Source organism: Pseudomonas frederiksbergensis (genome assembly GCF_017114915.1).
Classification (GTDB): Bacteria; Pseudomonadota; Gammaproteobacteria; order Pseudomonadales; family Pseudomonadaceae; genus Aquipseudomonas; species Aquipseudomonas frederiksbergensis_I.
This window is the reverse complement of the sequence record NZ_JAAUOE010000018.1, coordinates 42,792-54,690: the sequence shown is the minus strand read 5'-3', so window position 1 is coordinate 54,690 and position 11,899 is coordinate 42,792. Positions and strand designations below refer to the sequence as shown.

The window sequence follows — 11,899 nt, the reverse complement described above, 5'->3', positions numbered from 1 at the left end:
GACGCTCTGCGTCGCATTGTGAACAGCGGACGCGGAGCGTCCAGAGATGCATTCCCACGCCGAGCGTGGGAACGATCTTCAGAGGTGAACATGTACAACTGGATCGACGCCCTCGCCGACCTGCAAAACCGGGGCGAGCCCTGTGTGTTGGTAACCATCATCGAAGAGCTCGGCTCGACGCCGCGCAATGCCGGCTCGAAGATGGTGATCAGCGCCACGCAAACGTTCGACACCATCGGTGGCGGGCATCTGGAATACAAGGCCATGCAGATCGGCCGCGAAATGCTTGCCAGTGGCCGGCAGGACACCCATCTGGAGCGCTTCAGCCTCGGCGCCAGCCTGGGCCAGTGCTGCGGCGGCGTGACCGTGTTGCTGTTCGAACCGATGGGCCAGGTGCAGGCGCAGATTGCCGTGTTCGGCGCCGGCCACGTCGGTCGGGCGCTGGTGCCGCTGCTCGCCAGCCTGCCCTGCCGGGTGCGCTGGATCGACTCGCGGCAAGCCGAGTTCCCCGAACAGATCCCCCACGGCGTGCGCAAAATCGTCACCGAAGACCCGCTGGATGAAGTCGATGACCTGCCCGCCGGCAGCTACTGCATCGTCATGACCCACAACCACCAGCTCGACCTTGAACTCACCGCCGCGATCCTCAAGCGCAACGACTTCGCCTACTTCGGCCTGATCGGTTCGAAGACCAAACGGGTGAAGTTCGAACACCGCCTGCGCGATCGAGGCTTCGACAGCGCCGTGCTGCAACGCATGCGCTGTCCGATGGGCATTGGCGAAGTCAAAGGCAAGTTGCCTGTGGAAATCGCCATCTCCATCGCCGGCGAAATCATCGCCACCTATAACGCGAATTTCGGCCAGCACACCGCCAGCGCCGGATCATCGATCGCCAAGCTGCTGCCTGCTTCACGCCGCAGCCAAGCTTCTAACTGAAAGCCTCGAATTGAAAAGCTTCGAACTAATTGAGAACCCAAGCCAATGACTCGCAAAGCCTACCGCGCCGCCATTCTGCACAGCATCGCCGACCCTGCCGAAGTGGGTATCGAAGCCTCCTACGAATATTTCGAAGACGGCTTGCTGGTGGTCGAGAACGGCCAGATCAGTGCCATCGGCCACGCCAGCGAATGGCTGCCCACGCTGCCGGCCGACGTCGAGATCACCCATTATCAGGACGCGCTGATCACCCCCGGCTTCATCGACACCCACATTCACCTGCCGCAAACCGGCATGGTCGGCGCCTACGGCGAGCAACTGCTGGACTGGCTGAACACCTACACCTTCCCGTGCGAAAGCCAGTTCGCCGACAAGGTTCACGCCGATGAAGTCGCGGATATTTTCATCAAGGAACTGCTGCGCAACGGCACCACCACCGCGCTGGTGTTCGGCAGCGTGCATCCGCAATCGGTGAACTCGTTTTTCGAAGCTGCCGAACAGCTGGACCTGCGGATGATTGCCGGCAAGGTGATGATGGACCGCAACGCGCCGGATTACCTGACCGACACCGCCGAATCGAGCTATGTCGAAAGCAAGGCGCTGATCGAACGCTGGCACGGTAAGGGCCGCTTGCATTACGCCGTCACGCCGCGCTTCGCCCCGACCAGCACCCCGGAACAGCTTGCACTGGCGGGGCAGTTGCTCAGCGAATACCCGGATCTGTACATGCAGACCCACATCAGCGAAAACCTCAAGGAAGTCGAGTGGGTCAAGGAGCTGTTCCCGGAGCGCAAGGGCTACCTGGACGTCTACGATCACTATCAATTGCTCGGCGAGCGCTCGGTGTTCGCCCACGGCGTGCACCTGTGCGACGACGAATGCGCACGCCTGGCGCAGACGGGGTCAGCGATTGCGTTCTGCCCGACCTCGAACTTCTTCCTCGGCAGCGGCCTGTTCAATCTGCCGATGGCCGAGAAGCACAAACTGAACGTCGGCCTCGGGACCGACGTCGGTGGCGGCACCAGTTTCTCGCTGCTGCAAACGTTGAACGAAGCGTACAAGGTCATGCAGCTGCAAGGCGCGCGACTAAGCCCGTTCAAGTCGCTGTACCTGGCCACCCTCGGTGGCGCCCGCGCCCTGCGCCTTGAAGACAAGATCGGCACCCTGCAACCGGGCACCGACGCGGACTTCCTGGTGCTGGACTACAACGCCACGCCGTTGCTCGGCTATCGCCTGAAGCAGGCCAATAACATTGCCGAGACGTTGTTTGTATTGATGACGCTGGGGGATGACCGCACTGTTCTGCAGACGTATGCGGCGGGGAATCTGGTGCATCAGCGTTAAGATCTTCCGGGCTGATCGTTCCCACGCTCTGCGTGGGAATGCAGCCCGTGACGCTCCGCGTCACTGGACGCGGAGCGTCCCTAGAGGCATTACCACGCAGAGCGTGGGAGCGATCAATCCCGGTCTGACTTACAGCTTGGCAGTCGGGCGCCCCGGTTTCTTGGTCTGCAACAGATGCGAGAACACCGCATGCAAATCATCCGACGCACTTTCTTCGTCGAGGTTGAGCTTGCTGTCGATGTGGTCCATGTGATGCATCATAAGGTCCACCGCCAGCGTCGCGTCTCGCGCTTCGATGGCATCGATCAACTGGGTGTGTTCATCGTAGGAACAATGGGAGCGGTTGCCGCTCTCGTATTGGGCGATGATTAATGAGGTCTGGGATACCAGACTGCGCTGGAAGCTGATCAATGGCGCGTTTTTCGCCGCCTCGGCCAGTTTCAAGTGGAACTCGCCCGACAGACGGATACCCGCACCACGATCGCCACGGGAGAAGCTGTCGCGCTCGTCGTTGACCATCTGCCGCAAGTCGGCAATCTGCTCGGCGGTGGCGTGCTGTACCGCCAGTTCAGTGATCGCCCGCTCCACCAGACGCCGCGCCATGAACACCTGACGAGCCTCTTCGACACTCGGGCTGGCCACGACAGCACCGCGATTGGGTCGCAGCAACACCACGCCTTCATGGGCCAGACGCGACAGCGCGCGGCGAATGATGGTGCGGCTGACCCCGAAAATTTCCCCCAGCGCTTCTTCGCTCAACTTGGTGCCGGGCGCCAGACGCTGTTCGAGGATAGCCTCGAAGATATGCGCATAGACAATATCGTCCTGGGTACCGCTGCGGCCGGCTTTGCCTGCTCGCGGTTGTTTCTTGAGGGGTTGCAACTGTTCGTTCATGGGCACTCGAGTCGGGAGAACTGCGGCGAATTGACCGTGACTGTAATACGGCACAGTGGGTCGCTGGCAAGTATCGCGTAAAAAACACCGCGATTGTACACAATGGCGGGTGGCAACACGACTGTACGGCTGTTTGTCGCCTCGGCTGTATCGCAACGGTCCATTACATTTGAGTTTAGGCTTGAACGCAGAATCCGCAGCCTGACCGCGAGCCCTACAAGGGGGATGGTGTTACTACGGACATCTTTATCAGAACAAGGAACACCGCTGTCATGACCGACGCCACGCACACGCAGCTTCGCCCCCTGAGCGATACGTCACCTTCGGCCTTCGTCGCCGGGTTCATCGCCATGATGACCGGTTACACCAGCTCACTGGTGCTGATGTTCCAGGCCGGGCAAGCAGCGGGCCTGAGCAGCGGGCAGATTTCGTCGTGGATCTGGGCGATTTCGATCGGCATGGCGGTGTGCTCGATCGGCCTGTCCCTGCGCTATCGTACCCCGATCACCATTGCCTGGTCGACCCCCGGCGCGGCGTTGCTGATCACCAGCCTGGGCGGTGTCAGCTACGGCGAGGCCATCGGCGCCTACATCACTTGCGCGGTACTGGTGACCCTTTGTGGCTTGACCGGCAGTTTCGAACGACTGATGAAAAAGATTCCGGCCTCATTGGCGGCGGCGTTGCTGGCGGGGATTTTGTTCAAGATCGGCAGCGAGATTTTCGTCGCCGCCCAGCACCGTACCGCGCTGGTGCTGGGGATGTTCTTCACGTATCTGCTGGTCAAGCGACTTTCCCCCCGCTATGCCGTGCTGGCCGCGCTGTTGATCGGCACCGCGCTGGCAGGTTTGATGGGGTTGCTGGATTTCAGTGGTTTCCATCTCGAAGTCGCGACGCCGGTCTGGACCACGCCGCATTTCTCCCTGGCCGCGACCATCAGTATCGGCATCCCGCTGTTCGTGGTGGCGATGACCTCGCAGAACATGCCGGGCATCGCCGTATTGCGCGCCGATGGTTACAACGTGCCGGCCTCGCCACTGATCACCACCACCGGCATTGCCTCGTTACTGTTGGCACCGTTCGGTTCCCACGGCATCAACCTGGCCGCCATCAGCGCGGCAATCTGCACCGGGCCGCATGCCCATGAAGATCGCAACAAACGCTACACCGCAGCGGTCTGGTGCGGGATTTTCTACGGGATTGCCGGGGTGTTCGGCGCAACATTGGCGGCACTGTTTGCCGCATTGCCTAAAGAACTGGTGCTGTCGATTGCCGCGCTGGCGCTGTTCGGCTCGATCATCAATGGCTTGAGCATTGCCATGGCACAAGTGCAGGAACGGGAAGCGGCGCTGATTACCTTTATGGTGACGGCATCGGGGCTGACGCTGTTTTCCATCGGTTCGGCGTTCTGGGGGATTGTGGCGGGGGTGTTGACGCTGGTGATTCTGAACTGGCGCAGGAGCTAAAAGATGATCTTCAAAAAAAACGGCGCCCCTTGGGGTCGCCGTTTTTTTGAACATCAAACTACCGGATTGATCGGCTTTTCCGGGTACCAGACGTCGATCAGCGGGCTGACTTCAGCGCTGGTCAGCTCGCTGCGGCCCTTGAGCCAGGCTTCAACAGCGGCACGTTGAGCTTCGGTCACCGAGCCACGCTTCTGCAGGCAAACCAGACCGAAGTCGTCGCCGCCCACATAGCCCAGGCCATTAGCTTCCATGGCTTCTTTCAGGAACGCGTCGAGGAAAGCATCAATGGCTTCTTCAGCCAAATCTTCTTTGAAATCCAGGTTCAGTTCGAAACCCAGCTCTTGAAATTCATCGACGCACAGTTTTTTGCGCAGACGCTGGGAACGGTTAGTCGCCATTGGAACAATCCTCATAAGTAATAACGGGCGGCACTTTAGCAGTTTAAGGCGCCGATTGCCCGCCTCAGAACGGTGCCACGCCTACCGTCGGTAAAAAAATAGCGGATTAGACGACCAAGGTGCGGCACAAGCCTTCACACCTTGGGGCATAATGCCGACACTTTCATGACCGCTGAGGGAATTTATCGCCATGCCCTCGTCTTTTTCCCCTCGGCTGTAGGGTTTTATTTCAAATGATCAAATCTTTGCGTCCATTGCTGCTGGCCAGCCTTCTTCTGCCTCTGGCCCTCCCCGTTTGCGCCGCGCCGGTCAACACCGCCCTGACACCCAATGTCGAAAAGGCCCTCAAGGCCAGCAAGCTGCCGGACAGTGCCCTGTCGCTGGTGATGATCCCGCTCAACGGCCCGGGCACCCCCACCATTTATAACGCTGACGTTTCGGTCAATCCGGCCTCGACCATGAAACTGGTCACCACCTATGCCGCGCTGGAAATGCTCGGCCCGAACCACCAGTGGAAAACCGAGTTCTACACCGACGGCACCCTCAGCGGCGGCATTCTCAACGGTAACCTCTACCTCAAGGGTGGCGGCGATCCGAAGCTGAACATGGAAAAACTCTGGCTGCTGATGCGCGACTTGCGCGCCAACGGCGTGACCCAGGTCACCGGCGACCTGGTGCTGGACCGCGGCTTCTTTACGCAACCGCAACTGCCCGAGTTCAACGACGACGGCAATGACGAGAACAAACCGTTTCTGGTCAAGCCCGACGCGCTGCTGGTCAACCTCAAGGCCCTGCGCTTCGTGGCCCGTAACGACTCGGGCAAGGTTCTGGTGTCGGTCGAGCCGCCAATTGCCAGCATCCGCATCGACAATCAGGTCAAGGCGCTCAATTCCAAGCAATGCACCGGGGGCGTGCGCTACAACCCGGTAGCCCAGGCTGATGGAAGTGTCACCGTGACCGTCGGTGGTCAGTTGGGCGAAGGTTGCAGCTCCCAGACCTACCTGTCGCTGCTCGACCACGCCACTTACACCGCCGGCGCCGTACGGGCGATCTGGAAGGAACTGGGCGGCAGCATCCAGGGCCAGGATCGTCTGGCGCCGACGCCGAGCAGCGCCAAGGTCCTGGCCCGGGCCTACTCGCCGGACCTGGCGGAAATCATTCGCGACATCAACAAATACAGTAACAACACCATGGCTCAGCAGTTGTTCCTGAGCCTGGGCCAGAAATTCCGCACCGATGCCGACAGTGATGACGCCAAGGCAGCCCAGCGGGTGGTGCGCCAATGGCTGGCGCAAAAAGGCATCACCGCACCGCACCTGGTCATGGAGAATGGCTCTGGACTGTCCCGCGCCGAACGGGTGAGCGCCCGTGAAATGGCCGCAATGCTGCAAGCTGCCTGGCACAGCCCGTATGCCGCCGAGTTCATCAGCTCAATGCCGATTGCCGGCACCGACGGCACCATGCGCAAACGCCTGAAACGCACGGCCATGGCCGGTGAAGCCCACGTCAAGACCGGCACCCTGAACACCGTACGCGCCATCTCCGGCTACAGCCGCGACGTCAATGGCAATACCTGGGCGGTGGTGGCGATCCTCAACGACAAGGCTCCGTTTGGCGCTTCCTCGGTGCTGGATCAGGTGCTGCTGGACCTGTACCGCCAACCAAAACTGCCGACCACGGCTTCGGTGTTGTAACCGGATCGTCCAGAATGCTGGAGATGTAGGAGCGGGCTTGCCCGCGAATGCGGTGGGTCATTCAACATTAATGTCGACTGAAACACCGCATTCGCGGGCAAGCCCGCTCCTACAGAGGGCCCGCACGCGGCCTTAGCTCATCTGCCTTTCAACCCGATCCCGTCCCGCCTGCTTCGCCGCATAAACCCCCGAGTCTGCCCGCAACAGCAACGCATCCGCGCCCTCTGCGGCCCGCCAGCTGGCAATCCCGAAACTCGCGGTAACGATCCCGACCTCATCGATCGGCGAACTGCGCAATCCTTGCCACAATTCCACGGCCAACACATGAGCCTGCTCGCCGTCGATGTCTGGACAGAGCACCATGAATTCTTCACCCCCCAGGCGACAGAACACATCGGTGCGCCGCAGCCTGCCGCTAATGCGCCCGCACACGGCCTGCAATACCCGATCGCCCACGGCATGGCCGTGCTGGTCATTGATGCGCTTGAAGTGATCGATGTCGAGCATGATCACTGATAACTCGCCACCGCCGCGCTCGACCCGGGCCATTTCGGTGCTCAGGCGCTCCTGGAAGTAGCGGCGGTTATGGATCCCGGTCAGGGCGTCGGTCACCGACAGCGCGCGCAATTCTTCTTCCACTCGCTTGAGGTCGGAGATGTCCGAAATGTAGCCATGCCACAGCACACCGCCACCCGGCAGCTCCTCCGGCGTCGCTTCGCCGCGGACCCAGCGCAGACCACGCTCGGGCAATTGCACGCGGTATTCTTCGCGCCAGGGGCTGAGGGTGTCTGCCGACGCCCGGATCGAAGCGCGGACCCGGCCTGAGTCCTTGGGATGAATCCGTGAAAAGACGGCTTCGGCATTGAGCATCAGCACGTGCGGCTCGAGTTCGTAGATCTCGCGGATCCCGTCGCTGGCGTAGATCACGCTGAAGCGGCCATCGAACTCCATCTTGAACTGGTAAATCCCGCCGGGCACATGGGCGCTGAGTTTCTTCAGCAACAGGTCCCGTGCCGCCAAGGCTTCGTGGACGCGCTTGCGCTCGGTGATGTCGATACAGATCGCCAGGTGCCCGACCCACAAACCTTGCTCATCGAGGACCGGGGTTGCCAGCATGTTCACCGTCAAATGGCTGCCGTCGCAGCGCACCAGCGTCCACTCCCGGGCTTCGTGACCGCCCTCTTCTGCGTCTTCGACCAGCATCGCCTGACAGGTCGGGATCGGCTTGCCATAACGCGCGCTCAACTCCACCGAGCGCGCCTCGAGTTCCCGGGGCAGGTGCAGGTTTTCCAGGGTCATGTGGCCCATGGCCTGCGCGCTGGAGTAGCCGAGCATCTGCTCTGCACCGGCGTTGAAGGTGCTGATGATCCCGCGCAGGTCGGTGGCGATGATCGCCACCTGAGTCGCGGCATCCAGCACGCCGCGCAACTGACCATGAGTGCCCCGCAACTCTTGTTCGCGGTCGTGCAGTTCCTGAGTCCGTTGCTCGACCATTTTCAGCGCCCGTTGGCGCTGGCTGACCAACACATAAAGCAACACACTGAGCAGCAGACTGAGTAAGCCGCCGAGCACCACCAGGCTGGTCACCGAGGAATGGTTGGCTTGCAGGAACGCGACGCTGGGGCGCATATCCACTTGATAATCGTGGTCGGCCAGACGCAGCAAGCGCGTGGACGACAAGTCACTGGCCCCCGCCGGGTTGGTCGACTCGTACAACACTTCGCGCTGATCGTCGGTGGATAAGTCGAGGATACGCACCGAAAGCGAGTCATGATTCTCTTCCGGCAGCCCGTCCGCCAGCAGCTGGCGCATGCTGATCACCGCCATCACATACCCGGCGGGCGCGGCGCTCGGCAGGTGCTGGCGGCGAACCGGCGCCACCAGCAACACACCCCGCGAATAGGCGGGCTCGATGCCTACCAGGTGCAACGGTTGCGACACGGCCATGCGGCCATTGCGGTCGGCCCGCTCCAGGGTCGAACGGCGTAAGGGTTGAGCCAGCAAGTCGTAACCCAGTGGCGTGGGCAGTCGGCTCTGGGTTTGGGTATAGAGCACCGGCACGTACTCGTCCCGTTCTGCGGCCCGTTGCAACTGGCCGTCAGCGGTGAGTTCGCGAAAGGTGAAATGGCTCAAACCTTCTTCATGCACGAAGCGTTCAAGCAGGGGGCGTTCGCTGTGGGACACCCGTGGAGCCCAGGAATAGGCCTGGGTGCGACGCAAAAGAGGCTTGGTGTATCCGTCGAATTCCTCGCGGGACACCGACTCGGAATTGACGAAGAACCGGCGCAGACTATCGAGGCGCTGCTCCTGGTCTTCGAAACGTTCTTCGATACGGCTGTAACGTTCACTGGCGAGCAGTTGGAAACGTTGCCGTATTTGCTGATGAAATTGATTGAGCGTTGCCCAGGCCAGCAATCCCGTAAGAATCCCGCCGACGAGCAATGCCAGCAGCGCGACCAGCCAGGCCGAAACATCTTCACTGATAAAACCCAGGATCTTGGGGCGCACGGCGTGCAACGACATAAAGGCAACTCAAAACGCCAGGTGCCGGAAAAGCCCATTGGCCATGGGTTGAGTTATAGCTATTAGCCACTAATTTGACCAGCACTGAAAGGACCCAAGAGCCTTTAAAAATCAAGGCCCTGTGGATCCAATCAGGCTCAAGTGTTAGCGAGCAGTGATCTTCCAGGCACGGTGGATCTTGCCATTACGGGCGAAATCCGGATCGATGGTCTGGGCCGTGATTTCTTCAACGGCATAACGCTCGGTGAGGTTTTCCTCGAGCTGGAACTTGCGGAAGTTGTTGGAGAAGTACAACACCCCGCCCGGCGCCAGACGTGCCATGGCCAAGTCGATCAACTGCACCTGATCACGCTGCACGTCGAAGATCCCTTCCATGCGCTTGGAGTTGGAGAAGGTCGGTGGGTCGATGAAGATCAAGTCGTACTCGTCGCGGCAGGCCTCGAGCCAGGCCATCACATCGCCCTGCTCCAGACGGTTCTTGTCCGAGAAACCGTTCAGCGACAGGTTGCGACGGGCCCAGTCCAGGTAGGTTTTCGACAGATCGACGCTGGTGGTGCTGCGCGCGCCACCCTTGGCCGCATGCACGCTGGCGGTCGCGGTGTAGCAATACAGGTTGAGGAAGCGTTTGCCGGCCGCCTCTTTCTGAATCCGCATGCGCATCGGCCGGTGGTCGAGGAACAGCCCGGTGTCGAGGTAGTCGGTGAGGTTCACCAGCAGCTTCACGCCGCCTTCGTTGACCTCGTTGAACTTGCCCTGGGCACTCTGACGCTCGTACTGCTTGGTGCCGCTCTGACGCTCGCGACGCTTGACCACCACGCGGCTCTTGTCGATGTTCAACGCTTGCGGGATCGCCGCCAGGGCATCGAACATTCGCGCCGAGGCTTTTTCCGGGTCGACAGATTTCGGCGCGGCATATTCCTGAACATGGACCCAGTCGTGATACAGGTCGATCGCCATGGAATATTCCGGCATGTCGGCATCGTAAACGCGATAGCAGTCGATGCCTTCACGCTTGACCCACTTGCCCAGTGCCTTGAGGTTTTTCTGCAGACGGTTGGCAAACATCTGCCCGCCTTCGCTCAGGCGCGGCTGCTCGATCACCGGGGCGGGTGCCGGAGCCGGTTTGATCGGATTGCCGTTTTTGTTGTACTGGCGTTCTTGCGGTTCGGTCGGCGCCTGATCGTAGGCTGCCTGTTCACGCTCGGCCTGACGCTGTTCCGGGGTGCGCCGTTCGCCGGTGACGAACTGGTCCGGTGTAACCTTGATCAGCAGCAATTTGCACGGCAAGGCGCCGTTCCAGAACGAATACTGCTTGTGACTGCGGATGCCCATGCGCTTGCCCAGGTCCGGGGCGCCGGTGAACACCGCCGCTTCCCAGTTCAGGCAGGCCTGACGCAGACGCTCGCCGAGGTTCTGGTAGAGGTAGAGCAGGCTCGCCTCATCGCCCAGACGCTCGCCGTAGGGAGGGTTGCAGATCACCAGACCTTTCTGGTTCTGGTCCGGGCGTGGCTCGAACGTCGCGACTTCGCCCTGGTAGATCTTGATCCACTCGCTCAGGCCGGCACGTTCGACGTTATTACGGCCCGGTTGAATCAGGCGCGGGTCGGCTTCGTAACCGCGAATCCACAGCGGTGGCTTGGCCAGGCCGGCCGCGGCGCGTTCGGTGGCTTCTTCGTGAAGCTTTTTCCACAATGCCGGCACGTGACCGAGCCAGGCGGTGAAGCCCCATTGCTCGCGACGCAGGTTCGGCGCCATGTCGGCGGCGATCATCGCGGCTTCCACCAGGAACGTACCGACACCACACATCGGGTCAGCCAGCGCGCCGCCCTCGGCGGCAATCCGTGGCCAGCCGGAACGGATCAGAATCGCCGCCGCGAGGTTTTCCTTCAGCGGCGCCGCGCCTTGCTGCAAGCGGTAACCACGCTGGTGCAGGCTGTGACCGGACAGGTCGAGGGACAGAATCGCTTCGCCACGGTCCAGGCGCAGGTGAATGCGCAGGTCCGGGTTGAGCTTGTCGATGGACGGGCGATCGCCCTGCGGGGTGCGCAGTTTGTCGACGATCGCATCCTTAACCTTCAAGGCGCCGAAATGCGTGTTGTCGATGCCCGATCCATGGCCGCTGAATTCGACGGCCAGGGTGCCGTCGTTGAGCATGTGGTCTTGCCACTCGATATCCAGCACGCCGTGATACAGGTCTTCGGCATCCTTCATCGGGAAACGCTTGAGCACCAGCAGCACGCGGTTCGCCAGACGCGACCACAGGCACAGGCGATAAGCGGTTTCCATGGTGGCCATGCCGCGCACAGCCGAGGTGTGCTCACGTGCGTCCTCAAGGCCAAGCCCGACGGCTTCCTCGATGAGCAGGCCTTCAAGGCCTTTGGGGCAAGTGAGGAAGAGTTCGAAACGATCGGACATGGTAATTCCAGAGCCTTTAGCTAAGTGAACCGGCAACGCATTGCCGATCCGGTTTTCAATCAGGCGCTTTTCTAACAGAACGCCCGCGTGGCACGAAGGTGTGCCGTTCCACCCTTGCTGCTCAGGTTAAAAGAGCTTAGATGCCAGGGCAGATAAAAAAGTTGATGCAACAAAATGTCATAAGTCGACCCTTCGTCGAATAATCCCCAAGTGCAACGGGTGTCATTCTCGT

General features: G+C 60.9%; 8 protein-coding genes. 4 read left to right on the top strand and 4 right to left on the bottom strand.

Going from position 1 to position 11,899, the window contains the following annotated elements; genetic code table 11:
• Positions 1 to 90: 90 nt before the first annotated feature.
• Complete coding sequence (xdhC, locus tag HCU66_RS14890) at positions 91 to 936, top strand: xanthine dehydrogenase accessory protein XdhC (protein ID WP_205889194.1); 846 nt, start codon at positions 91 to 93, stop codon at positions 934 to 936.
• 45 nt (positions 937 to 981) lie between these two features.
• The gene (guaD, locus tag HCU66_RS14885) at positions 982 to 2,280 is read left to right on the top strand and encodes a guanine deaminase (protein WP_205889193.1); all 1,299 of its coding nucleotides are present in this window, start codon (positions 982 to 984) and stop codon (positions 2,278 to 2,280) included.
• Between the two features lie 129 nt (positions 2,281 to 2,409).
• On the opposite strand, the gene HCU66_RS14880 is transcribed toward guaD, so the two are convergent.
• A complete protein-coding gene (locus tag HCU66_RS14880) occupies positions 2,410 to 3,174 on the bottom strand; it encodes a GntR family transcriptional regulator (RefSeq protein ID WP_205889192.1) in 765 nt (254 codons plus the stop codon).
• Positions 3,175 to 3,446: 272 nt separating this feature from the next.
• On the opposite strand from HCU66_RS14880, the gene HCU66_RS14875 reads away from it, so the two are divergent.
• A complete protein-coding gene (locus HCU66_RS14875; RefSeq protein WP_205889191.1) occupies positions 3,447 to 4,637 on the top strand; it encodes a benzoate/H(+) symporter BenE family transporter in 1,191 nt (396 codons plus the stop codon).
• Positions 4,638 to 4,690: 53 nt separating this feature from the next.
• On the opposite strand, the gene HCU66_RS14870 is transcribed toward HCU66_RS14875, so the two are convergent.
• Positions 4,691 to 5,035 (bottom strand): YggL family protein, encoded by a 345-nt coding sequence (locus HCU66_RS14870; RefSeq protein ID WP_205889190.1) that lies wholly within the window; start codon positions 5,033 to 5,035, stop codon positions 4,691 to 4,693.
• A 233-nt stretch (positions 5,036 to 5,268) separates the two neighbouring features.
• Here HCU66_RS14870 and dacB point away from each other — a divergent pair, with 233 nt between their 5' ends.
• Positions 5,269 to 6,729, top strand: coding sequence for a D-alanyl-D-alanine carboxypeptidase/D-alanyl-D-alanine endopeptidase (gene dacB, locus HCU66_RS14865; protein WP_205889189.1), 1,461 nt, complete (start codon positions 5,269 to 5,271; stop codon positions 6,727 to 6,729).
• 132 nt (positions 6,730 to 6,861) lie between these two features.
• On the opposite strand, the gene HCU66_RS14860 is transcribed toward dacB, so the two are convergent.
• Together HCU66_RS14860 and rlmKL are read right to left on the bottom strand one after the other, a co-directional pair.
• Positions 6,862 to 9,252 carry a sensor domain-containing diguanylate cyclase gene (locus HCU66_RS14860; RefSeq protein WP_205889188.1) on the bottom strand — a complete coding sequence of 797 codons (2,391 nt, stop codon included), beginning with the start codon at positions 9,250 to 9,252 and terminating at the stop codon, positions 6,862 to 6,864.
• 144 nt (positions 9,253 to 9,396) lie between these two features.
• The gene (rlmKL, locus tag HCU66_RS14855; RefSeq protein WP_205889187.1) at positions 9,397 to 11,667 is read right to left on the bottom strand and encodes a bifunctional 23S rRNA (guanine(2069)-N(7))-methyltransferase RlmK/23S rRNA (guanine(2445)-N(2))-methyltransferase RlmL; all 2,271 of its coding nucleotides are present in this window, start codon (positions 11,665 to 11,667) and stop codon (positions 9,397 to 9,399) included.
• Between the last annotated feature and the right edge of the window lie 232 nt (positions 11,668 to 11,899).

Bases quoted from the DNA above. Each gene is read 5' to 3' on its own strand.
- xdhC (WP_205889194.1), top strand. From the start codon at position 91: ATGTACAACTGGATCGACGCCCTCGCCGACCTGCAAAACCGGGGCGAG.
- guaD (WP_205889193.1), top strand. From the start codon at position 982: ATGACTCGCAAAGCCTACCGCGCCGCCATTCTGCACAGCATCGCCGAC.
- HCU66_RS14880 (WP_205889192.1), bottom strand. From the start codon at position 3,174: ATGAACGAACAGTTGCAACCCCTCAAGAAACAACCGCGAGCAGGCAAA.
- HCU66_RS14875 (WP_205889191.1), top strand. From the start codon at position 3,447: ATGACCGACGCCACGCACACGCAGCTTCGCCCCCTGAGCGATACGTCA.
- HCU66_RS14870 (WP_205889190.1), bottom strand. From the start codon at position 5,035: ATGGCGACTAACCGTTCCCAGCGTCTGCGCAAAAAACTGTGCGTCGAT.
- dacB (WP_205889189.1), top strand. From the start codon at position 5,269: ATGATCAAATCTTTGCGTCCATTGCTGCTGGCCAGCCTTCTTCTGCCT.
- HCU66_RS14860 (WP_205889188.1), bottom strand. From the start codon at position 9,252: ATGTCGTTGCACGCCGTGCGCCCCAAGATCCTGGGTTTTATCAGTGAA.
- rlmKL (WP_205889187.1), bottom strand. From the start codon at position 11,667: ATGTCCGATCGTTTCGAACTCTTCCTCACTTGCCCCAAAGGCCTTGAA.